At 43.1% G+C, this 22,847-nt stretch carries 17 protein-coding genes; 7 read left to right on the forward strand and 10 right to left on the reverse strand.

The features are described 5' to 3' along the window. The first annotated feature begins 14 nt into the window (after positions 1–14). Positions 15–2,750 (forward strand): valine--tRNA ligase, encoded by a 2,736-nt coding sequence (locus GLO7428_RS13905; protein WP_015189199.1) that lies wholly within the window; start codon positions 15–17, stop codon positions 2,748–2,750. Between the two features lie 237 nt (positions 2,751–2,987). Next, complete coding sequence (locus GLO7428_RS13910) at positions 2,988–3,428, forward strand: hypothetical protein (RefSeq protein ID WP_015189200.1); 441 nt, start codon at positions 2,988–2,990, stop codon at positions 3,426–3,428. 144 nt (positions 3,429–3,572) lie between these two features. Here GLO7428_RS13910 and GLO7428_RS13915 read toward each other — a convergent pair whose 3' ends face one another. Continuing rightward, positions 3,573–5,603, reverse strand: a complete 2,031-nt coding sequence (locus GLO7428_RS13915) for an AarF/ABC1/UbiB kinase family protein (RefSeq protein WP_015189201.1) — start codon at positions 5,601–5,603, stop codon at positions 3,573–3,575. A 26-nt stretch (positions 5,604–5,629) separates the two neighbouring features. On the opposite strand from GLO7428_RS13915, the gene GLO7428_RS13920 reads away from it, so the two are divergent. The 3 genes from GLO7428_RS13920 (at position 5,630) to GLO7428_RS27335 (ending at position 9,803) form a co-directional block, all read left to right on the forward strand. Then, positions 5,630–5,833 carry a hypothetical protein gene (locus tag GLO7428_RS13920; RefSeq protein WP_015189202.1) on the forward strand — a complete coding sequence of 68 codons (204 nt, stop codon included), beginning with the start codon at positions 5,630–5,632 and terminating at the stop codon, positions 5,831–5,833. Positions 5,834–5,886: 53 nt separating this feature from the next. Beyond that, the gene (gene recN / locus GLO7428_RS13925) at positions 5,887–7,614 is read left to right on the forward strand and encodes a DNA repair protein RecN (RefSeq protein ID WP_015189203.1); all 1,728 of its coding nucleotides are present in this window, start codon (positions 5,887–5,889) and stop codon (positions 7,612–7,614) included. Between the two features lie 269 nt (positions 7,615–7,883). Beyond that, positions 7,884–9,803, forward strand: coding sequence for an SBBP repeat-containing protein (locus GLO7428_RS27335; RefSeq protein ID WP_015189204.1), 1,920 nt, complete (start codon positions 7,884–7,886; stop codon positions 9,801–9,803). Positions 9,804–9,858: 55 nt separating this feature from the next. On the opposite strand, the gene GLO7428_RS13935 is transcribed toward GLO7428_RS27335, so the two are convergent. After that, a complete protein-coding gene (locus tag GLO7428_RS13935; protein ID WP_015189205.1) occupies positions 9,859–10,434 on the reverse strand; it encodes a DUF2808 domain-containing protein in 576 nt (191 codons plus the stop codon). Between the two features lie 194 nt (positions 10,435–10,628). Here GLO7428_RS13935 and GLO7428_RS13940 point away from each other — a divergent pair, with 194 nt between their 5' ends. Then, the gene (locus GLO7428_RS13940) at positions 10,629–11,120 is read left to right on the forward strand and encodes a hypothetical protein (RefSeq protein WP_015189206.1); all 492 of its coding nucleotides are present in this window, start codon (positions 10,629–10,631) and stop codon (positions 11,118–11,120) included. Positions 11,121–11,175: 55 nt separating this feature from the next. Here the strand turns inward: GLO7428_RS13940 and GLO7428_RS13945 are convergent, their stop codons facing one another. The 3 genes from GLO7428_RS13945 to GLO7428_RS13955 all read right to left on the reverse strand — a co-directional run bounded on the left by GLO7428_RS13945 (position 11,176) and on the right by GLO7428_RS13955 (position 12,339). Further along, positions 11,176–11,469, reverse strand: a complete 294-nt coding sequence (locus GLO7428_RS13945; protein WP_015189207.1) for a TMEM165/GDT1 family protein — start codon at positions 11,467–11,469, stop codon at positions 11,176–11,178. 23 nt (positions 11,470–11,492) lie between these two features. Continuing rightward, a complete protein-coding gene (locus tag GLO7428_RS13950; RefSeq protein ID WP_196797608.1) occupies positions 11,493–11,804 on the reverse strand; it encodes a TMEM165/GDT1 family protein in 312 nt (103 codons plus the stop codon). A 184-nt stretch (positions 11,805–11,988) separates the two neighbouring features. Next, on the reverse strand, positions 11,989–12,339 hold the full coding sequence (locus GLO7428_RS13955; RefSeq protein ID WP_015189209.1) for a YkgJ family cysteine cluster protein: 351 nt from the start codon (positions 12,337–12,339) through the stop codon (positions 11,989–11,991). A gap of 204 nt (positions 12,340–12,543) precedes the next feature. Between GLO7428_RS13955 and psb30 the strand changes: the two genes are divergently transcribed. Beyond that, complete coding sequence (gene psb30, locus GLO7428_RS13960) at positions 12,544–12,684, forward strand: photosystem II reaction center protein Ycf12/Psb30 (protein WP_015189210.1); 141 nt, start codon at positions 12,544–12,546, stop codon at positions 12,682–12,684. A gap of 368 nt (positions 12,685–13,052) precedes the next feature. Here psb30 and GLO7428_RS13965 read toward each other — a convergent pair whose 3' ends face one another. The 5 genes from GLO7428_RS13965 to GLO7428_RS13990 form a co-directional block, all read right to left on the reverse strand. Then, on the reverse strand, positions 13,053–13,610 hold the full coding sequence (locus tag GLO7428_RS13965; protein WP_015189211.1) for a sugar O-acetyltransferase: 558 nt from the start codon (positions 13,608–13,610) through the stop codon (positions 13,053–13,055). 5 nt (positions 13,611–13,615) lie between these two features. After that, on the reverse strand, positions 13,616–14,284 hold the full coding sequence (locus tag GLO7428_RS13970) for a VOC family protein (RefSeq protein ID WP_015189212.1): 669 nt from the start codon (positions 14,282–14,284) through the stop codon (positions 13,616–13,618). Positions 14,285–14,350: 66 nt separating this feature from the next. After that, on the reverse strand, positions 14,351–16,396 hold the full coding sequence (gene recJ / locus GLO7428_RS13975; RefSeq protein ID WP_015189213.1) for a single-stranded-DNA-specific exonuclease RecJ: 2,046 nt from the start codon (positions 16,394–16,396) through the stop codon (positions 14,351–14,353). Positions 16,397–17,171: 775 nt separating this feature from the next. After that, a complete protein-coding gene (locus GLO7428_RS13985) occupies positions 17,172–19,415 on the reverse strand; it encodes an EAL domain-containing protein (RefSeq protein WP_015189215.1) in 2,244 nt (747 codons plus the stop codon). Next, complete coding sequence (locus tag GLO7428_RS13990; RefSeq protein WP_196797366.1) at positions 19,412–22,108, reverse strand: hybrid sensor histidine kinase/response regulator; 2,697 nt, start codon at positions 22,106–22,108, stop codon at positions 19,412–19,414. Before GLO7428_RS13990 ends, GLO7428_RS13985 begins: the two co-directional genes overlap by 4 nt. Positions 22,109–22,847 lie beyond the last annotated feature (739 nt).

Raw genomic sequence — 22,847 nt, forward strand, 5'->3', positions numbered from 1 at the left:
ATAGTCTTCCCTCCATGACCGCAACCGTGACCAATTTGCCTAGCCTCTACGAACCTTTCTCCACCGAAGCCAAATGGCAAAAAGCGTGGGAGGAAAACCAAATATACAAAGCTAACCCTGAAAACGGCGGCGACCCTTACTGCATCGTCATTCCGCCGCCGAATGTCACGGGTAGTTTGCACATGGGACACGCCTTTGAAAGTGCCTTGATTGATACGCTGGTGCGCTACCACCGCATGAAAGGACGCAATACACTGTGGCTTCCTGGGACGGATCACGCGAGTATTGCTGTGCAGGCAATTTTGGAAAAACAACTCAAGGCGGAGGGTAAAACGCGCTACGACTTGGGGCGCGAGCAGTTTCTCGAACGCGCTTGGCAATGGAAGGCAGAATCGGGTGGGACAATCGTCAACCAACTGCGACGCTTGGGTGTGTCGGTAGATTGGTCGCGGGAACGCTTTACGATGGATGAAGGTTTATCGAAGGCGGTTTTAGAAGCTTTTGTGCGGTTGTATGAAGAAGGGTTGATTTATCGCGGAAACTATCTGGTGAATTGGTGTCCAGCTACGCAGTCGGCGGTGTCGGATTTGGAGGTGGAAAGCCAGGAAGTTAACGGGCATTTGTGGCATTTTCGCTATCCGTTGAGCGATGGATCGGGTTATGTAGAAGTCGCGACGACGCGCCCTGAAACGATGTTGGGTGATACAGCGGTGGCGGTGAATCCGAATGACGATCGCTACAAGCATTTGATCGGTAAAACGCTGACTCTCCCTATTCTCAATCGCGAAATTCCCATAATTGCGGATGAGTTGGTGGAGATGGAGTTTGGTACAGGGTGCGTTAAGGTGACTCCGGCGCACGATCCGAATGATTTTGAGATGGGTAAGCGACACGATTTGCCGTTTATCAACATCATGAACAAGGACGGTACGCTCAATGAAAATGCGGGACCGTTTCAAGGGCAAGATCGGTTTGTGGCGCGGAAGAATGTCGTACAGCAGCTAGAAACTGACGGGGTTTTAGTCAAGGTAGAAGAGTATAAACATACCGTACCGTATAGCGATCGCGGTAAAGTTCCTGTAGAACCTTTACTTTCAACGCAGTGGTTTGTCAAAATTCGCCCACTGGCAGATCGAACGCTGGAATTTCTTGATCAACGCAATTCGCCAGAGTTTATTCCACAGCGCTGGACGAAAGTTTATCGCGACTGGCTAGTTAATCTCAAAGATTGGTGTATCTCGCGTCAGTTGTGGTGGGGACATCAAATTCCTGCTTGGTACGCTGTTAGTGAAACGAATGGGGAAATTACGGATGCAACGCCGTTTGTCGTGGCGCGCAGTGCAGCGGAGGCACAAGAGAAAGCTACTGCACAATTTGGAGAAAATGTCAAGTTAGAACAAGACCCTGATGTTTTAGATACGTGGTTTTCTTCAGGATTATGGCCATTTTCGACTTTGGGCTGGCCTGAGCAAACTCGCGATTTGGAGTTTTATTACCCGACGTCTACGTTGGTTACAGGCTTTGACATCATTTTCTTCTGGGTGGCGCGGATGACGATGATGGCAGGACATTTTACCGGACAAATGCCATTCAAGGATGTGTATATCCACGGCTTGGTGCGCGATGAAAATAATAAGAAAATGTCGAAGTCGGCAAATAATGGCATTGATCCCTTGATTTTAATTGATAAATATGGTACAGATGCACTTCGCTACACCTTAATTAAAGAAGTCGCAGGCGCGGGACAAGATATTCGACTCGAATACAATCGCAAAACGGATGAATCAGTTTCAGTCGAAGCATCGCGTAACTTTGCGAATAAGCTGTGGAATGCGGCGCGGTTTGTGATGATGAACTTGGATGGACAAACACCACAACAACTCCTCGCTCCTCGCTCCTCGCTCCTCGCTCCTGAACTAAGCGATCGCTGGATTCTGTCGCGGTTCTATCAAGTTGTGCAACAAACGAGTGATTATATCGATAAATATGGATTAGGAGAAGCTGCGAAGGGACTTTACGATTTCATTTGGGGTGATTTCTGCGATTGGTACATTGAACTTGTGAAATCGCGTCTGCAAAACAAATCGACAACAGCTTCGCGACAAGTTGCACAACAAACTCTAGCTTATATTTTAGAAGGAATTCTACAACTGCTGCATCCATTTATGCCGCATATTACTGAGGAAATTTGGCACACGCTGACGCAAGCAGATACAAATCAATTTTTAGCATTGCGATCGTATCCAGAGGTCGATCGAAACCTCATCGATCCAGAGTTGGAACAACGGTTTGATTTACTCATTGGTACTATCCGCACAATTCGGAATCTACGTGCTGAAGCGGATATTAAGCCTGGAGTTAAAGTCACCGCTTTTTTACAAAGTGAAAGCGCTCATGAGCGCGAAATTTTGACACAAGGACAATCTTACATTCAGGAATTAGCGAAAGTAGAAACATTAAAGATTACGGCTACTGTCGAGCAAGTTGAATCGGTAATTGCTGGGGTTATTGGTACGATCCAAGTACTCATTCCGCTTACAGGTGTTGTTGATGTGGAAGCGCTGCGGGCTAAGCTTAAAAAAGATATTGCGAAGCTTGAAGCTGAAGTCACAGCACTCGCTGCACGGCTGAATAATCCTAATTTTGTGAATAAAGCTCCGGCTGAAGTTGTTCAAGGTGCAAGAGAAGCGCTTGCGGAAGCCCAAACACAGCTACAGATTCTTCAAGAACGGCTGCGGCGTTTGGCTTAATGTTTCTTGTTTTTTAACGAACCACAGAGTTACAAAGAACACTAAAAAATGAATAAGGAGAGGTTTTTAGAAATGATTTGGGTACTTTCTAGATACAATTTTACTCACCTTCGTTTGTAACTCATATACTATAGCAATGGTCAACAAGGTAGGAAATTATAGAAGCTGAGAATCGTTGCCTCAACTAGCTTTTATTTCTGACCTCTGACCTCTAACCTCTGAACTCTACTATAGGCAATGCGACATTTGGCTCAGGTGCAAAAACACCAATTATCTGGTAGGTTGAATCTTCGGTTACTGGCGGTTCAAGAAGCCGAGTACACCTGGGCAATTCTTACTGAGGAAAAAGTCATTCCTCCGGCTGAGGTGTTAAAAAGTTCTGATGCTGAACAACTGCACGAAGGGTTACTTGTTTTATTAGAATTATCTCCTACAGGAGAAATTAAGCACATCGAAAATGCGACGAATTGGGTGCTGGAGTTGGTCAAAACTTATTTAACGAGTGGCATTACTCCAGCGTTTTTGCAGCAGGAAACCGAAAGAGCAGAACAGTGGCGACAAACTTTAACTTTACAAACTCAAGAATTAGCACGGCGATCGCTCGAAGTAGAAGCACGTCGCGAACAAATTCAAGCGTTGGAAGAAAGTTTGAAGCGCGAACGCGAAGGGGAAAATTGAGTAGCTACAAATCCTCCACAAAACGCAGACGCTAAGTGTGACGAGCCACACTGAATGAAGACGGTGTTTTGAGAGGATAAAACGTGGCGTAGTCCGCGTAGGCGGACTTTGTTCACTAGCCGTGAATTTATTCGCTAGGCTATCTTATGTTTTAGCTGGAACAGGAGCGATCGCAGGTCTTTTAACTTGACCGTTAGTGTAGGCTGGTTCGGGCGAAACTAATACTTCTCGAATCAAACGAGCGATCGCGCGTTGGGCTAAACGGCTAGCAACTTGTTGACCCATGCGTTGTAATTCAGGTTTCAACAAAAGTTGTGGAATCTGGGGCGCGATTTTGGCGGCGTCAAAGCCTTGTGTTTCTTGTAGGATATTCCACACGCGTTTAATGTGTTCTAGCGTTTGTTCTTGCTCAACGGGGGCGTTGGGTGCTTCTTCAATTGCCCACGCGAGGCGGTTGGCTAGAGGCGCTTTGAGAATGCGATCGCGTAGGTTACTTGTGACGTTGTGTAAGGTATTTTGACCTAAAGCATCAATACCTTTGACAATTTCATCGACGAGGTTATTGCGAATAAAAGCACCGCGTTCGGATGAGAGAAACTCGATTGTTTGATCTAAAACTTGATTGAAATCGTATTCTTGGCTACTACGCGCGTTGCGTAATAAGTTTTCTAACCGATTCCAACGGAAACGACCATCGCGAAATAGAAGATCGCGTAACGATGCGCGTAATTCGGGTGCTGGATCGGTGAGTAACCGCTTCGCAACGTATGGATAAGCTGCACTGAGAACTTTAAAGTTGGGGTCGATGTTAATCGCAATTCCTTCTAGCGTTACCAACGACCTAATAATCAAGGCATAGTACGCTGGGACACGGAAGGGATACTCATACATTAACGCCGATAGCTCATCAGTAATATTTTTAATATTTAATTCAGCAACACTCGCGCCTAAAGCATTGTTAAAGACACGCGCTAACGCTGGAATAATCGGAGTTAAATCGGTATCTGGAGTCAAAAAGTCGAGTTTGACATAATCGTGGGCTAAACCTTCAAAGTCACGGTTAACCATGTGGACGATCGCTTCGATCAAACCATAGCGTTGATGCGGTTTAATCTCGCTCATCATGCCAAAGTCGAGATATGCTAATTTGCCATCAGGAGTCGCTAATAAGTTACCTGGATGCGGATCGGCGTGGAAAAAGCCGTGTTCGAGTAATTGGCGTAGCGAACATTGAACGCCGACTTCAACGAGATAACGCGCATCGATTCCTTGCGCGCGAATTGCTTCAGCTTGAGTTAACTTTGTGCCGACGATCCATTCCATCGTCAGGACGCGACGCTGCGTATACTGCCAATAAATCTTGGGAACGTAGATATCTTTGATATGACCGTAAAGCTGGGTGAAGCGTTCGGCGTTTTCGCCTTCTTGGATGTAATCCATCTCTTCAAAAATGCGATAGCCGAATTCATCCAAAATCGCGACTAAATCGCTGCGCACGCGCTTGATATTCTTATTTGCCCACGCTGCGATGCGGCGTAATATATAAAGGTCTACGGTGATGCACTCGCGTAAGTCAGGGCGTTGAACTTTGACGGCGACTGTTTCGCCTGTTTTTAATTTGCCTTTGTAAACTTGTCCTAAAGAAGCAGCCGCAAGTGGTTGTGGTGATAATTCGGCGTAGATGTTTTCGGGGCGATCGCCGAGTTCTTCTTCGATGAATTGGTACGCAATTTCGTTCGGGAAAGGCGGAAGTTGGTCTTGTAGCTGTGTTAACTCTTCTAAATATAATGGCGGAACTAAATCAGGTCGAGTAGATAGTGCTTGACCAATTTTGATATACGCAGGTCCCAAGCGAGTTAGCAGTTCGCGTAACTGAATTGCCCGACGCTGTTGATTTTCGACGGCGCGGTTACGTTGGCGATCCCACCATAAACCGAACGCAAAGCTGAGAATGGGAAATATGACTCTGAAGATTCGCCCTAGGACTTCGAGTGGTCTATGACGAAAATATTCGGCTATTTCAACAGGGTCGTAGCGCAGCGTTTCTGGTTCGACAACACTGGGAAGAACGGTATGATATGATGGTCGCTCCTCTACGACGGTTAGGTCATTTACTTGCATAGCTGGAGTAATTACAGGCTCATTAAGTTGTGAAGAGTAGTATTTTCCGTTCATGAATCTCTAACCGCTGTAGCGGAACTATGTTAATAATTGTAACAATTTTTGCGATAAACTTCACGTTTCAGTTTTTTACGAAAGATACAGCAGTTGCGGCTGTGAATGAATCGCCAATCTATTTAAGCAATTCGCCAGAAGGCATTTATGAAATTTTGGTAGCAAAATCGGCGATGGCGCAAAAAAAAGATCGATCGAGCTTGTCGCGTGTTCCTCATAATGAAAGATAGTGTCCTCTAGATTGTCAGCTTGCGGCATCTGCCCTCACGGTGAATTCAACATTATGTTAATCTGCCTGCGGATCGAAAACTTTGCGTTGATTGACCAGCTAGAACTAGACTTTGGCGCTGGTTTAAATGTATTAACGGGCGAAACTGGTGCAGGAAAATCAATTATTTTGGATGCGATCGATGCGGCGTTGGGCGGTAAAGTTTCTAGTCGCGTGATTCGCACCGGAACAAGTCGGGCGTTGGTAGAAGCAACGTTTAAACTCGACGCGAAGATGATTTCTTGGTTGACGGCGCAAGAAATTGAGCTAATCGATGAAGATTGTATTGTCTGTAGTCGCGAAATGACGACAACCGGCGGTAACCTCCGTAGTCGCTCGCGAGTTAATGGTATTCTTGTCAATCGTCAATTGATGGCAGAATTGCGCGATCGCATCGTCGAAATTACCGCACAAGGGCAAACAGTACAAGTTGGACAACCCGCGCAAGTTCGTGATTGGCTGGATGCTTACGGTGGTAAGGCGCATTTTCAACAGCGCGAAATTGTTACCGCAGCTTTTGCAGATTATCAGCAAGCAAAAAACGTCCTCGAAAAACGGCGACAATCAGAACGCGATCGCTTGCAACAACTTGATTTACTTACATATCAAGTCCAAGAACTCAAAACCGCAAATCTCACCGAAGCGGATGAATTTGAACAACTCGAACAAGAACGCCAGCGTCTCAGTCACGTTGTCGAGTTGCAGCAATTGAGTTACCAAGTTTACCAAGCTTTGTATCAAAACGACGATGACGCACCTGCGGGTGCTGATTTACTTGCGCAATCGGAAGCAAAGTTAACCGATATGGTACAGTATGATGCGCAGTTACAGCCGATTTTAGATTTGGTAAGTGAAGCTTTAGCCGCTGTCACCGAGGCTGGGCGACAAATTAATGCTTATGGTGAAAGTTTAGAAGCCGATCCGCAGCGACTTGTTGAAGTTGAAGAACGCATTCGCGAACTCAAGCAAATTTGTCGGAAGTATGGTCCGACATTACCCGATGCGATCGCTTACTATCAAAAAATCGCCGCCGAATTAGAAGAACTCAATAGCAGCGAATACTCGGTTGAAGCTTTAGAACAACAAGAACAAAAATATCTCCAGAAATTAAATCAAGCTTGTCATAAATTAACCGATCTGCGTCAAACTGCGGCAGCACAACTCGAAGCGCGGTTGATTGCAGAACTTAAACCCTTAGCAATGGAAAAGGTACAGTTCCAAGTGGAAGTATCGGCGACATCTCCTACGGCGATGGGCGCAGACAAAATCACGTTCTTGTTTAGCCCAAACCCAGGCGAACCATTACAACCGCTAACGGCGATCGCATCAGGGGGTGAAATGAGCCGCTTTTTATTAGCATTAAAGTCGTGTTTCTCCGAAGCTGACGCTACAGAAACATTGATTTTTGACGAAATTGATGTCGGCGTTTCCGGAAGAGTCGCACAGGCGATCGCCGAGAAATTACATCAACTGAGTCAACACAATCAAGTATTATGTGTGACGCACCAACCTTTAGTCGCCGCAATGGCAGATCGACATTTTCGTGTCGATAAACACGTGGTTGAGGAGACGTCGGCGACAACTGCTGACTTACGGACAATTGTTCGCGTCACTGCGCTTGATAACTTCACAACTCGCCGCGAAGAACTCGCAACGCTTGCGGGTGGCAAATCAGCACATGATGCGATCGCGTTTGCTGAATCGCTACTCACTCAAGCTGCACAACGTCGCGTACTTTTGTAGGTAAGCGATTTGCCAACTAGCAAATAATCTTATCTGTAGCAATCCCAAAATCATTGTGAATTAAAACGCATTTTAGGATTAAGTAGTGAAAAAATCCAATTAGATTAAATTTGAGATTGTCGCAGAGGTCAGGGGGCAGAGGAATAATTCGTTCTGTCTTGTCTCCTCTTTAATTAGTATCCAAATAAGTTATTAGTCGTGTAAACGTTGCAAGTTGGTGCATCTACAGTTGCTTGTTTGTATGAGAAAACAAAGGTATAAACTTAAATATGGTTCTTACCCCAGATCCAGGTAGTACGCTGGGTACAGCTTATGGACTTTCAACACTAAGTGGTAGAAGTGATGTGTTGAGTGATGCAGTCGGCACATCTGACCCCAACGACTATTTTCGGTTCAGTCTTAGTGCATCGAGTAGTAGTCTGAGGGTGTTATTAAGTGGCTTGAGCGCAAATGCCGATTTGCAAGTCATACGCGATGCGAACTTTAATCGAACTGTTGATCCAGGCGAAGTCATTAGTAGCTCAACACGCACTGGTACAGCATCCGAGCAGATCAATCTCTCAAATTTGGCAGCAGGTGACTACTATGTTCGAGTTTACCAAGTTAGTGGTGACACAAACTATAACCTGACATTAGTTTCCGATGCTGCGGGTGCAACAATGGCAACAGCGCGTAACATAGGAACACCTCCTACAAACTTTACCAATACTTATAGAGATTTTGTCGGAAATACAGGAACAGGAGTTACTGACACAGCAGATGTTTATCGCTTCAATGTGACAACTCGCAGCAATTTGAATGCGTTTCTAACCGATGCAGGAACCAATGCGAACGTTCAACTTCTAAACAGTAACGGTAATTTCATTCAGAGTGCGCTCAACGGGTTTGATGGGGCAACTCCAGCACAAACGATCGCTCGATTCATCAATCCAGGTACTTACTTTCTGCGCGTGACTCCGACGGGTACAAACAGTACCAATTACACACTCAAAATTGCTACGCCTCCAATAAGTTCTAGCTTAGAGTGGGTCAAGCAGTTAGGTACAACTTCTAATTTTGACAACGCAACAGATGTAGCGGTAGATGGTTCTGGTAATACTTATGTTGTGGGTTATACCACTGGTCAGTTACTAGGTAATAATGCAGGTTTTGCGGATGGCTTTCTGGCAAAGTATAACAGTGGCGGTACGTTACAGTGGATTCGAGAGATTGAGACTCGGACTAACGATTATGTTAATGCGGTTGCGGTAGATGGATCTGGCAACGTCTACATTGGGGGAAAGGGATCGAGTGCTGCTGTTGCTGCTAATGTCTCTGGAGATGCTTTTATTGCCAAGTATGATGGCAATGGTAATCAAACTTGGTTACGACGACTTGGCGCAACGATCGGGTTGGGTGGACTTGCGCAAGTCAACGATCTCACTGTAGATGCTGCGGGTAATCTCTACGTAACAGGAAGAACCGCGAATAGTGGTAGTACCAACTTTGATGCTTTTGTTGGCAAATATCGCACGAGCAATGGTGCAACGCAATGGTTTAAGCGTGTAGGAACTCCAAATTCTAATGCTTGGGATGAAGGATATGGAATTGCTGTCGATCGCACAGGTGCAGTCTACATTAGCGGACAAACTGCGGGAAATCTAGGTACGACAAATGCGGGAAGCTATGATGCTTTCTTAATTAAGTACAACAGCACGGGTACTCAGCAATGGATTCGCCAATTTGGTCTAAGCAGTAATGATTCGGGCAATGGAGTTGCCGTTGACGCGAGTGGTAATGTGTATGTTACAGGCAATTCTTTTGGCAACCTAGGCGGTACAGGAACCGGTCAAAGTTACTTGACCAAATTCGGTAGCAATGGATCGCGCCTTTGGACAACTCAATTTGGGGGAAATTTGCCTACTGGTGCATCTGATGTCAAAGTTGACGCCAGCGGTAACATCTATGTAGCTGGTGCGAGTCAGAATTCATTTGGTAGCACGAGTTACGGAACTTGGGATGCTTATTTCTTGCAGTTTAACAGTAATGGCGTGATGCAACAGGGAACAACGCTTGGGACAACTTCTACAGATAGCGCGTCTGATATTGCTTTGGATAGCTTAGGGAATGTCTATATTACTGGTACTACGTTTGGGACACTCGCAGATGCAAGTGCAGGTGGTACAGATGTCTTCGTTGCTAAGTTTTAATACAGCATGAGAACTGTGTAGCACAAACACGGAATCGGCTTGTTGATCATCGTCATTACCTCCATAAGAAAAACGGTCGATCGTTACCGTAGAAGTGAAACCGCCCAAAGCCGAGAAATTGACCGTGGGCTTTTTCGCCTGGGGGAAACGCTGTAACGCCAAAAAGATAAACGCCAGAGAATAACGGATTGCGGACAGGACGTAAGCCGATTGTAATTGTTCTTCCTGGCGCAACTGGCGGGTCAAATGTGACATTAACAGTTCTCGTTTCGCGATCGCGCGTGACTTCGCCTAAAGTTAATTGTGTACCTCGGCGATCGCGTGTTCCTTCAAACGCACGGGTGTCATCAAGTTTAAAGCGGATATTATCGCTTCCGTCTCGTTGCGTAATTGTGACTCTTTGCAGCGGTTCACCAGCATTCGCTGGAACATTAACTGTGAAGTAGTATGTTGCACCCCAAGCGCTAACGCCTTTGAATGTCGTTGTCGCAGCAACTAAATCTGGTGGCTGTACAAAGTAAACTGTACCTCTCAACTGAACTGCTTGCGCCACTCGTGGAGTGATTCCACTTATTCCTGTCATTAAGATGAGTGTTGTGCTAAGTAAAACACTCGGATTTAGCAAATTCATGACTTTAATGTTGTTCTGAGCGCTCTTTTATTAATTATGACTTGAATAGCATTTTTAATAATTCTTATTTAAACTTTCGTAAATAGATAAAAAGTACTTTTGCGCTGCATCTCCAAAGTTTTAAAAGATATTTCATATTTATGTCATAACAAATTCGTTAAGCTAAAAATATAAAAGTAAATCAAGGCAATTATATGACTGTTTCTAGTATTCAATTCAAGCGTTCTGTTTGGCAGAACGTTGTCATCTTAACTCTGGGATTCTGGCTAAGTAGTAGCCTCATTTTAGATTGGGTAATTATGCCCAGTTTATATATTTCTGGAATGATGACTCAAGCTGGATTTACGACAGCAGGCTACTTGATTTTCTGGAATTATAATCGCATCGAACTATTAGCAGCAGCTTTGGTAGTGACTGGGGTTTTAGTGTTAAACAAAACACAATTTACCGAAGATAATTGGCGACGCGGTACAACGATTTTAGCTTTACTCTTACTAGCTGTACCTTTGTTTGCTACTTACTTTTTAACTCCACAAATGTCTGCAACAGGATTACAGTTGAATTTGTTTGACTCAGCAACCGAGGTTCCTACGACAATGAACCTGTTACACGCAGGCTACTGGGTATTAGAAGCTGTAAAATTTATTGCTGGTGGTACTCTTTTGTGGTGGGGAATCCGCAGATAAGTTGAATTAAATGAGTATGCGTGCAAGAAAGTCTCCTACACTAAGTAAGGGACTTTTAGTTTTCTTCGTTGTGAGATAACTCAGAGTTGTACCACAAGCGAATGCCAAGAAAGGTAAATCCTACCGCCGCGAGTATTTTTGTTGTTTTTACAGGTAATAGTTCAGCAGCCCATCCACCGGCTAAAGCACCGAGTAAGCTAGTTAATAATAGCGCGGCTGCTGTCCCCAGAAAGACTGCACGGGGAAATTGAGAACGTCCGCTGAGGGCGATCGCCGCTAATTGGCTTTTGTCGCCGAGTTCGGATAAAAATACCGTGATAAAACTTAGCCCAAGTAAATTCCAATCCATTTTTTGAACCCTAAACAGCGAGACTACTGCACGACGTCCCAAAGCAGCATCATGGAAATCAAGAGTAAACTAGCACTTGCAAGTTTTTCTACAGTTCGGGGTGCAATGCGAGTTGCAATCCAGCACCCTAAGAGAACACCTAGTAAACTTGTGATGACCATTGCTACCGCTGCGCCACTAAAGACAATCCAAGGAGATTGAGATTCAGCACTCATCAAGAGCGTGGATAGTTGTGTTTTATCGCCAAACTCGGCTAAAAATATCGTGACGAAGGTTGTTGCGAATACTGTCCATGAAGATTGCGCGGAAGCTGAATGCGATTGTGTCTCCGTTATCGTATCGTTAGGATTTTCAACGGCGATTGCAATATGCTCAGGTTCGAGTTCAGATTCTTCAAGTAACTGGGTGGGTAATTCAATTTTCACAGGTATTCAAAACGTCGCAGCGCTTTCATATTTTTTTCATTTTCTCTGATCTTTGTTACAAAAATCAACCCCACGTTCGCAGGAATGTGAGAAATTAGTCTTTAATAGCTTGCTCGAAGCGCAACATTTCCAGGCTGCGATCGCCGTAAACGCCACTAATTTGCTGCTGACAGCATTCGATGGCAAAATCATCTAATTCTTCTGGGAGAATGTCGTACATATCTTGAAATATTGCAGGTTCTACGCGGCAAAAGCGCGGACGATTTGGGTAAATGCGGCATTCGCGTGTCACGTGGTTGTAGTTGATACACCAGCCGTCTGCACCAACCATACTCAAATAGAGTTCGAGTTCTGCGGGTGATAAATAATCTTCAATATCTGGACGCTCTGCTGGGTCAAGATTACAGCAGGCTCCACATTGCTTTACACAACGCCAGGTAGCCATAAGTCAAATTTGGGCTATGATTTTTCTTGCACTTCGAGTTTAACGATTTTATTCGGTGAGTCAGTAGTATGAGAAAGCGGCAATGATTGTTTGTTGTTTTTTATAGATTTATTAAGTTAGTTAAATCGAGTCATCGTCATCCAGGTAAGATCGAGTGCGGAGCTTTATCTGAGTTACTGATTCGGCTAGGTAATGGGAGGAAAAATGGACGTTGTATCTGGAATTTTTGAGGGACTCAGCACTTTTCAATGGGAAACCTTTTTTCAGCTAGTCAGTGTTGCGCTGATCATGCTTGCTGGTCCAATTATTATCTTTATTTTGGCAGCACGCGGCGGCAATATGTAGAAGGAGTCAAGAAGGCAGAAGGTGGTTATGTATCTCCATAAATAAATTTAGGAGATTTAACTTTTGATATACTCCGTTTGTTTTTCATAAATAGATTTAGGGGCTTGCAACCATGAAGCGAGAGTAAAAATAAATTTTCCTTCTGCCTTCCTCAATCCTTCTTCGGTTAGCGATCGCCCTCTTATTCCTCACTCAATTATTCAAATTTAAAAACAAAAGATAACAGCAGCGTGCAGTATTAATGATGTCAAATCCAGTTGATTGGTGATAAAAAACTAGTGACTAGTCACTAGTTACTAACGACTAATCTAGTTATTACCAGAGATAATATGGTTGCTTTGATCTGTTAAGTTATGACGCTATCGAAGCTACAAGTTTCTAATAATTCTACAAGGATTTCCTGCTGCAACGACGTTAGCAGGAATATTTTTGGTAACAATGCTTCCTGCGCCAATTGTGGTGTTGTTTCCAATTGTGACTCCTGGACAAATAATTGCTCCACCGCCGATCCAAACGTCATCGCCAATTGCGATCGGTGCAGCCATCTCCAAACCTGATCTTCTCATTTCTGGATCGAGAGGATGATACGCTGTGTAGATTTGTACTTTAGGAGCAAGCAATACATTGTTACCAAGATAAACTTTATTGCAGTCTAAGATAATGCAATCGTAATTAATATATAAATTCTCTTTAGCATAAATGTGACAACCATAATCGCAATGAAAGGGCGGCTTAACCTCAAAAACTTGACCGACTGATCCAAAAAGATGTTGCACAATCTCGCGCCGTTTTTCGCGCTCCTCAGGAAGTGACACATTGAAAGTATGCAAGAGATTTTGTGCTTTTTTGTGCATACTTTCAAGCTCAGGATCAATGGCGATGTATGGCTCATTTGCCAACATTTTCTCGCGTGCTGATTTGTTCATCTTGATTACCAACTGATAGCAAGCGGTAATTCAGGTCGAAAATCTGCCTGTTTTCCTTGCTGTTCGTCATCAAAACCAAGTTCTACAAAATATTCTGTTCCTAAACGAACTTTGAGTTGATTCGTGTTAACCATTGCTTGCATCTCTGGCGAAAGGCTATTCGCAGCAGGACTCACTAATTCTACACGAGTTATTTCGCGTAACCCTACAGAATCGTTGAGAGGTTGTGAGTTCTCAGCAGGATAATGATCTGGACGTTGACCAAATGGAATTTGAAAAAGCATTGGTTCAGTCAACACGTCGCTATTTGTTCCTACCCGATACTCATCCGTTTCAGGTAGATAAGGTGGACGATATACCCAACTGGAAAAAGCAACAGTATCTCCCGAATCCGTGCAGCGCAGACAGAAACCAAACGGACAAGCACCATTGTTGCGATCGCGCCACCGTTCCCAAAGGCAAGTGGGAGCAAGTGGCTCAGATTTGGCTTCTTCAGGATTGTGAATCCATAACAGTTCCAAAATGGCGTTGTGAAAGAAAAAACGGCGATTGGCTGTACCTTGCCCAGGATGGGTGTTAGACGAGCCTTCAATTAAACCGAATGATGCTAAACGATTCGCCTCATCAGCCCCGACATCAGTACAAATAAAAAGATGGTCGAATTCAAATGCCATATGGATGCTGCTTGAGAGGGAACTTACGCAACACTAATAACCTAAGTCACCTAACAACAGAATAATTCACTTAGGTAACTGATTTAAAGCAGTATACGCGGCGATGACTAATTGGTGAAAGTGCGATCGCGTGATATCAACTTGTTGGGCTGTTTCGCGCTTCGTACCTAAAAATCCTGTGGAATCTCCTTGCGCGATCGCCAATATTTGACCTTGATCGTTTTTTATGCGCAATTCAGCCGTTGAACTACTTGCAAATATGCCACAGATATAACGGCGTTGATTGTAATAGAATACAGCTTTTGAAGATGGCGATGCGGTTTTAATGGGTTGTGTTGGTAGGCGCACGCCAACTAATTCAAGTTCAATTGTTGTGTTACCGTTCCAGGTATTTTCGCGCAAGCAGTAGGCAATATCGATGCGTGGTGGTAGTGGAAAATAATCGCCCCATCTCCAGGCGATCGCATTCACCTCAAACCGCTGCGTACGTTCATTGTGTGCTAGTTTCAGTTTGATGTGTCCTTTACCGACAATTCGCTGTTCGACAACCTCGACATTTGCTGTCCAAAATAGCGGATTAGGATTATCAATACCGCAAGGATGCAGCGCGTCTAATTGCTTGTAAAGTTGACGATCAATTTGACTTAAGTTTGCTTGTGCATCAATTTTGAGCAGTGGCTTGAGGTGTTCAACTTGCAAGCATTGATGGGCAAATTCCCGCAACCGCGATCGCAGCGCGGTTAAGTTTTCCGCAGGTAAAGAAAAGCCCCCAGCAGCTTTGTGTCCGCCAAATTTACCTAATAAGTTTTGACAAAACTCTAAAGCGGCAAAAACATGAAATTCGGGAATTCCTCGCGCGGAACCACGAATATGATGTTCGTCTTCATACGTACCAATAAACACAGGAACGCCGTAGCGTTCGACTAAGCGCGATGCAACGATCCCGATAACACCATGATGCCAATCGGCTTGCACAACGACTAAAACGCGTTCTTCTAGTAAATCGATTTGGTTTTGTTCAATATAGGCGATCGCTTCTTGTTCGATTTGTTCGCATAATTGTTGACGATGCTGATTAATTTGTTCGCACTGCATCGCGCGTTCTAGCGCAATTCCCATATCGTCTGTTGTCAGTAAATCTATGACAATTTGCGGATCGGCAATGCGCCCTACAGCATTAATTCTTGGACCTAGACGAAAACCGATATCATCAGGCTTGAGCGATTTTGCATTGACGGCGCTATTCGTGTTATTTTGTACGCCTGCAACTTGAATTAAAGCTTGCACTCCGGCTAGTTGTGATTGCGGAAGTAACCCTAAGCCACGCTTTACCCAGCGACGATTAACACCGGTTAAGGGGGCGAGATCTGCGATTGTACCGAGGGTAAATAACTCAAGCAGAGGTTTGACTAATCCGGCGATTTGTCCTAATTTTTGTGCCAGCGAGACAGCCAGAATGTAAGCAACGCCCACGCCTGCAAGTCCGCGATATGGCGAAGATTCTGGAATGAGTTTGGGGTTAAGGATTGCGTTAGCTGGGGGTAGTTGTTGGGGGATGTCGTGATGATCGGTGACAATCACTTTGAGATCGAGTTCTCTAGCTTTGGCGATCGCATCGTAAGCGGAAATCCCGTTATCGACGGTGAGAATTAACTCGACGCCTTCACGCTTGAATTCTTCCACAATGCGCTGATTGATGCCATAGCCTTCGTGCATCCGGCTAGGAATCGCGTAATCAACGTTTGCACCCAACCAGCGTAGCGATCGCAGTAATAACGCAGTACTTGTCATTCCATCGGCGTCGTAGTCGCCACAAATTGCGATTTTTTGCTGATGTGCGATCGCACTGTGCAACAACTCAACACTCAACGCCAGATCGGAAAATTCCTCTAAGGGGGAAGGAAGGATTTGCGATTCGGGTTCTAGAAATGCTTGTGCTTGTTCGAGTGTTTCTATACCACGATTAGCCAGTAATTGACCGACAATCGGCGATAGTTGGGTAGCCTCAGCCAGCTTCTGGGCGAGTTCCGTTTGTTCCGAATAAATTTGCCAGCGCTGAGTTGGTAGACGCTGGGAACGATGAGACGATTTTGTATTAGAGCGATTTAGCACAGTTACACGACACGCAACTCGCCAAATATTTTAACTCTTAGTCGCTTTACTTTAAAATTTTTCTTTGGCTCAGTCTTTAAATTTCACCCAGTTCTTATATTTTATTGTTAAAACAGAACTTAAGTGCAGCCGATTGAGGTGACTTAAAATTCTTACTTTTTAGCTATTTTTTAAGCAATATCCATCAATAATAATATTCATCACTATCTGAGCCAGAATATTCGCAATGAAACAGCAAGATCAAAATATAAAAAATACAGATACATATAACACCTTTGAACGTATATTTTATCTTTTTGTTCTTATTTGTATTAGTTTACTCGGATTAATTGTTGTTTTACCTTTATTTTTAATAAAACAAGTTATTAATATTAGCAAATTCATTCTAAATCACGACCAATCAAACAACGATACTCCCCCTCAAGATTAGTATCTTTTCAATAAGAGTCACCATATTTTATAATTTTTAATATGCGTCAGATTGAAGGTGTTATATAAATCACTAATACTATTTCACTAAATAAGAACTACAGTTAATTTCTCCCTCTGCCCCCTCTGCACTTCTGCTACCCATTTGTAGCAATTTTAAAGTGAAATGGTATAAACCGCCGGCATGAAGAGAATTGCGAATGAATTTGCCACTCAAGAAAAGAAAGTCCACCAATTTAGAGTTATGAGTTAAGAAAATTCTTGAGAATTCAAAACTCAAAACTTAAAGTTCATAACTCTTGAAACTTTGCTTGGATAGCCCCGAAGAAAGTCGGAGGTTTACTATTTACAAAGGCTGGTTTAGCTCAGTCAATTCTAACCATTGAGGGTTATTAGCCATTAAAGCAGTAGCTGAGGCGCAATTCAAAGATCTTGCGAAGAGATATCCTTGACCAAATTCACAGCCTAAAGTTCTTAGTACTGAAAATTGTTCAGGTGTTTCCACACCTTCTGCGACTACATTCATTCCTAAAATATGCGCAAGCGTCGTAATTGTGCGGACAATTTCATAGTTTTCACCATTGGAATGCATTCCACTCACAAAAGAGCGATCTATTTTCAAACTATTTATCGGAAACCGATGTAAATAGCTTAAAGATGAATAACCTTGACCAAAATCATCAATACTTAACTGAATTCGTCGCGACCTAATTTCTAGTAAAGTCCGAACGGTTTCTTGTGCATACTCAATCAGTGTACTTTCAGTAATTTCTAATTGTAAGTAACTGCCATCCAATCCAGTTTCAGTTAAAACTCGGTCGATTTGGTGAATAAAATTTGGTTCTCTAATTTGTTGTCCAGCGATATTAACACTTAATTTAAGCGGCATCAAATGCGGAAATTGTGCTTGCCAAACGTGAAGCTGACGACAAGCTTCTTGTAGCACCCATTCGCCGATAGTCACAATCAAGCCAATATCTTCAGCGACAGAAATAAAATTTGTGGGGGAGATTAGCCCGCGTTGAGGATGTCGCCACCGAATTAATGCTTCAAAACCTGTTAATTTACCTGTCGTTAACGAAATGATTGGTTGGTAGTGGAGGCAAAACTCCTGACGTTCTAACGCTTGTCGTAGATCGCTTTCTAAGCGTAAGAGTTTTAGAGTTTTTTGATACATTTCTTGGTCAAAGATGGCGTATCGTGCCTTACCTTGTTCTTTAGCTTGATACATGGCGATATCAGCATCGCGGAGTAAATCTTGTGCTTCAAGATAGCTTGGCGAAGAGAGGGCAATTCCGATACTTGCACTCGAAAAAATTGTGTGGTTTTCGAGTTGGAATGGTGCGGTGAGTTGTGCTTGGAGTCGCTCGGCAATGCGGATCGCATCTGTGATATCTTTGATATCGTCGAGGAGAATTGTAAATTCATCACCACCAAACCGAGCAATTGTATCAGTAGAGCGTAAGCATTGTTGAAGCAGATCGGCGATCGCACATAATAATTGATCGCCTAAAGTATGACCTAAACTATCATTAACAACCTTAAAGCGATCTAAGTCGATAAAAAGTACCGCAAATAAATAATTAGTATTGCGCTTGGCGCGGTGTAACGCGCTTTCTAAGCGTTCCATAAATAAATTGCGATTGGGTAAACCCGTTAACGCATCGTGCAAGGCATCGTACACTAATTGTTCCTCGGCTTGCTTGCGGCGTGTAATATCGTAAACAATGCCATCGAGGCGAACAGCAACACCATTTTCGTAGATAACGCGGCTACGAGTACTCACCCATCGTACACGACCATCAGGTTGTAAAATTCGATACTCTAACTCGGCACTGCCTTGTTGAAGTAGCATTTGATGCGATCGCTCAACTTTGCGGCGATCTTCTGGATGCACCGCTTCTAACCACAAATTGGGATTCTCAAAAAATTCAGCAACAGGACGACCATAAACTTTTTGCGCAGCCGGATTGAGATAAAAAAGCTTGCGGGTTTTTGGACAAACTGACCACACAACTTCTTCTAGGGAATTTAAAATACTTTCAAGTCGTTCTTCACTTTCTTGTAGCCGTTTTTCTGCAAGTTTGCGTTCTCCGATTTCGCGTTGTAGCTGTTGGTTAGCTGCTTGTAGTTGTAAAGTACGCTGTTGAATGCGTTGTTCGAGTTGGGTATTGAGTTGAGAAATTTCTGCTTTGGCACTTCGCAGCGCAATCTGACTTTGAACGCGGGCTAAAACTTCTGCAATCTCAAACGGTTTCGTAATGTAATCTACTCCGCCGACTTCAAAAGCTTTGACTTTATCAAGCACATCATCCGAAGCACTCAAGAAAACCACTGGAATATCGCGCGTTGTGGGCGAAGCTTTCAGGCGACGACAAACTTCGTAGCCATCAAGATCGGGCATTTTGATATCGAGGAGAATCACATCGGGTGGGGCGGTATTAGCTCCCATCAATGCCATAGCACCATTCTTCGCACAGCGGACTTGATAGCCTTGTCCTAACAAAGTTTTGGACAAGACGCGCAGGTTTTCAGGAACATCGTCAACGATTAAAATTGTGCGTGATGCATCAAGGGGAGAGCTATTCATAACGAGGATGGCTGAGCTAAGTCGATAATTTGATCAAAGTCAAAGTTATTTACTTTTTGTTGCAATGCTTGTGCTAGGAATGCATAATCTGTAGGAATTTCTGTAATGAGTTGTGCTATTGTTTCAGCGTCAAGTTTCGCTGCTGCATCGTGCAGTTGCGCGATCCACGCAGTTGGCATCACAAAGTTGAGGTTGTCAGCATTTAGCACGTAACCTGGGGCTACTTCTTGCAGCGTTTCGCGAATTGAACGTGGATTTTCATAAATATAACGGACACCAAGATGTTGCTTGAGCTTTTCCCAAATAACTTCTTCGCGAAACGGCTTACGAATAAAATCATCGCAACCTGTTGCTAAGACAGTTGCTCGTTCTTGCTCAAACGCACTAGCCGTGAAAGCAACAATAATTGTTGATTGACCTTTTGGTTGGGATTTAATATATTGAGTTGCTTCATAGCCATCGACAATCGGCATCCGCATATCCATCAAGATGAAGTGTGGTTCCCAGATGTTCCACAGCGCGATCGCGTCTTGACCATTTTCAGCTTCGCGTACCTCAAACCCAATGTTAGTTAGCGTTTGTTTCAGAATACGGCGCATCGCTAAGTGATCGTCAACGACTAAAATCCGATACTGTGGTTGTCCTGGCTCTAAACCAATAACGCGTTGAGTCTCAGTTTCTTGTGATGTAGCTTCGGCGAGTTCAACGGGAATATCGAACTGGAAAATCGTGCCTTTTCCTAACTTGCTACTGAGTGTAATTGCGCCTCCCATTAGTTGAACAAATTTGTGCGTGATCGCTAAACCTAACCCTGTTCCTTGTTCGGATTTTCGCCCTGTTTCCGTTTGCACAAAAGGTTTAAATAGCATTTCGGTTTCATGCGCTGCGATTCCTATTCCCGTATCTTCTACCTCAAAATGTAGTGTTGTTTGTGGAGTGGGCTTTGGTGTTGTATCTTGATTCTCTACGGTTGTTACGCGCAAAAACACATAGCCTTCTTGTGTAAATTTAATCGCATTGCCGACAAGATTAATCAGAATCTGGCGTAGTTTGATTTCGTCTGAATTAATGTAGCGAGGGACTTCTAAGGTATGCTCAATTTGTAGCTGTAAGCCTTTTAACTGAGCTTTGCAGGAGAACATTTCTTCAATTGTATCTAAAAGGCTATATAGGTCAAAGTTTTTTTTATTTAATGTAATACGACCTGCCTCAATTTTTGCCATATCAAGAACGTCATTAATTAATGTCAGCAAGTGTTCGCCACTGCGATTAATAATTTTTAGATTTTCTCGTTGTTCAGCGGTGAGGGAGGCGTCTTGATTCATCAATGTTGTAAAGCCAAGAACTGCATTTAAAGGAGTACGCAATTCATGACTCATGTTAGCAAGAAATTCACTTTTAGCACGATTCGCAGCTTCGGCAGCTTGTTTAGCTTCGTTGAGTTGGGCTGTGCGTTTTTCTACTCTTGTTTCTAGCTGTTCAAAGGATTCTTTGAGTTGTAATGCCATCCGATTAAATGACTGCGATAAGACATCCAGTTCTCTGACTCCTTTAATCTCAACTTTTTGGTCTAAATCTCCATAGGCGATCGCTTTGCTAGCTGCGCTGAGTTCTCGAATCGGCTGGGTAATCCATCGCGAGGTCAACATTCCTAAAAGCGTAGCCAGTAGCATTGCTAATAAACAAAAAATAATTGTTATTTTTGTATTTTCATTAATCTGTGCCATGAAGTCAGATTCAGGCACAACCACCACCACTAACCAATCAAGTCCAAGTGTGTCTTTCCACGGTGTTACGTGGACAAAATGACGTTCATTATTGTACTGAAAATTTAGTTCCTGGCTAATACTAATTGTGGTAAAGCCGTTAAATTCATTGTATAAATACTTTGCTGTTGCTCGAATTAATACATCTTGACTTTGTAAAACATTGAGTCTTTGGGCTTTGCCTTGAAGAAGTGTAAATGGTTTTTCTGTACTCGAACTAGCAATTAACTTGCCATCATGCTCAATAATAAAAATTTTTGCTGAAGGACTGATATCTAAACTCCGAATAAAATTACTAATCTTAGTTAGTAAGAAATCTGCTGCAAACACACCAATGAGTTTTTTGTCTTGATCGTAAATTGGATGACTTGCTGAAATTAACAAGTGACCTGCCGGATCGTTCCAGGTATATACTGGACTCCACACAGGTTTTCCTGCTTTGACCGCATACGTATACCAAGATTCCCTCAACGGTTGATAGTTGTCATATACTCTTAAAACTCGCGTGCGATCGCCCTGATTATCCGTTGCGTAAGTGTATGCTTTTCCTTGAGTACGCGACGAGAGTTCATCAATAGTTACGCCCTTACCATCTAAATATCGCCCAGATGCAACCAGTTCACCTGTCGTGAGCGCATAACCGATGTAGCTAACATCATACACCTGCATCTGTTTCCAAAGGTAACGTCCTGCTGTGTCAAAGTTTTGTAAGTCTAATATTCCCAGTTGAATGGCATCAATATTCAGCTGATTAATTTCCTGAGGAGTTGATAGATAGCTATCTAGATGCTGTGTCACAAGACGATTGACTTTATCCATCAACTGATACGCCAAGTCGTTGACTGCTTGTTGTCCATTACGCAGCGAGAAATATCCAACAATTCCTACAACTGTAAAAATTTGTAGTATAAAAGGTACAATAAGCAATCGATGTAATGTAACTCCACCAGACTTGTGCGCCTTACTATTCGGTATTTTCAGCAATAGGTTTGGTTTCAGCACCCTCATATATTTAATAAGTTTAGTAATAAATTATACTTCGCCAAAACAACATACTTCATTACAGTTATTACATAAAAAATGTTGACATCAAGACGAAACTAGCTGTTAGCTGTTTACATTACTCTCTTGTCTGAAGCATTGATTGAACACATTCTTTTTTTAGATAAGTGTCAGTAGTTTTTAATAGCATAATTGATAGATTTTCAGTAAAACTTACTAGTTTTTACGGGAATTTGGCGATCGCATACAACAGAGAGAGCTTAAAACCAATAAGTGTGAGTGTTATTGGCAATGATGCGTACAGCTTTATCTGTAGATTTTCGCATCCTATCTACTTATAAAAGCCATAAATTCCTAGCACATCCGTAATTATGCTGAAAAATTAGACTTCGCATTTGAGCAGCTTAAGAATTGTCTAATTCTACAAAAGTATTAGGGGTTACACCATTTCATTAAATAAAAACTACAAATCATTTTTTTTCTGCACCTGAAGCTGCCTATTTGTAGCGACTTCAAAGTGAAATGGTACTACACTTTTCCAGGTTGGATAATTAAAAAGAGGTAATCAATAAACCTCTAGCACTTAGCTTTTACCGAATGCAAGTGCGTAATTAACTACCAATTGTTTAGTGTTAATAATTCTCAGTTTGAAGTCATGCTGAGT

The organism is Gloeocapsa sp. PCC 7428 (assembly GCF_000317555.1).
Classification (GTDB): domain Bacteria; phylum Cyanobacteriota; class Cyanobacteriia; order Cyanobacteriales; family Chroococcidiopsidaceae; genus Chroogloeocystis.

Bases quoted from the DNA above. Each gene is read 5' to 3' on its own strand.
- GLO7428_RS13905 (WP_015189199.1), top strand. From the start codon at position 15: ATGACCGCAACCGTGACCAATTTGCCTAGCCTCTACGAACCTTTCTCC.
- GLO7428_RS13910 (WP_015189200.1), top strand. From the start codon at position 2,988: ATGCGACATTTGGCTCAGGTGCAAAAACACCAATTATCTGGTAGGTTG.
- GLO7428_RS13915 (WP_015189201.1), bottom strand. From the start codon at position 5,603: ATGAACGGAAAATACTACTCTTCACAACTTAATGAGCCTGTAATTACT.
- GLO7428_RS13920 (WP_015189202.1), top strand. From the start codon at position 5,630: ATGTTAATAATTGTAACAATTTTTGCGATAAACTTCACGTTTCAGTTT.
- recN (WP_015189203.1), top strand. From the start codon at position 5,887: ATGTTAATCTGCCTGCGGATCGAAAACTTTGCGTTGATTGACCAGCTA.
- GLO7428_RS27335 (WP_015189204.1), top strand. From the start codon at position 7,884: ATGGTTCTTACCCCAGATCCAGGTAGTACGCTGGGTACAGCTTATGGA.
- GLO7428_RS13935 (WP_015189205.1), bottom strand. From the start codon at position 10,434: ATGAATTTGCTAAATCCGAGTGTTTTACTTAGCACAACACTCATCTTA.
- GLO7428_RS13940 (WP_015189206.1), top strand. From the start codon at position 10,629: ATGACTGTTTCTAGTATTCAATTCAAGCGTTCTGTTTGGCAGAACGTT.
- GLO7428_RS13945 (WP_015189207.1), bottom strand. From the start codon at position 11,469: ATGGATTGGAATTTACTTGGGCTAAGTTTTATCACGGTATTTTTATCC.
- GLO7428_RS13955 (WP_015189209.1), bottom strand. From the start codon at position 12,339: ATGGCTACCTGGCGTTGTGTAAAGCAATGTGGAGCCTGCTGTAATCTT.
- psb30 (WP_015189210.1), top strand. From the start codon at position 12,544: ATGGACGTTGTATCTGGAATTTTTGAGGGACTCAGCACTTTTCAATGG.
- GLO7428_RS13965 (WP_015189211.1), bottom strand. From the start codon at position 13,610: ATGAACAAATCAGCACGCGAGAAAATGTTGGCAAATGAGCCATACATC.
- GLO7428_RS13970 (WP_015189212.1), bottom strand. From the start codon at position 14,284: ATGGCATTTGAATTCGACCATCTTTTTATTTGTACTGATGTCGGGGCT.
- GLO7428_RS13985 (WP_015189215.1), bottom strand. From the start codon at position 19,415: ATGAATAGCTCTCCCCTTGATGCATCACGCACAATTTTAATCGTTGAC.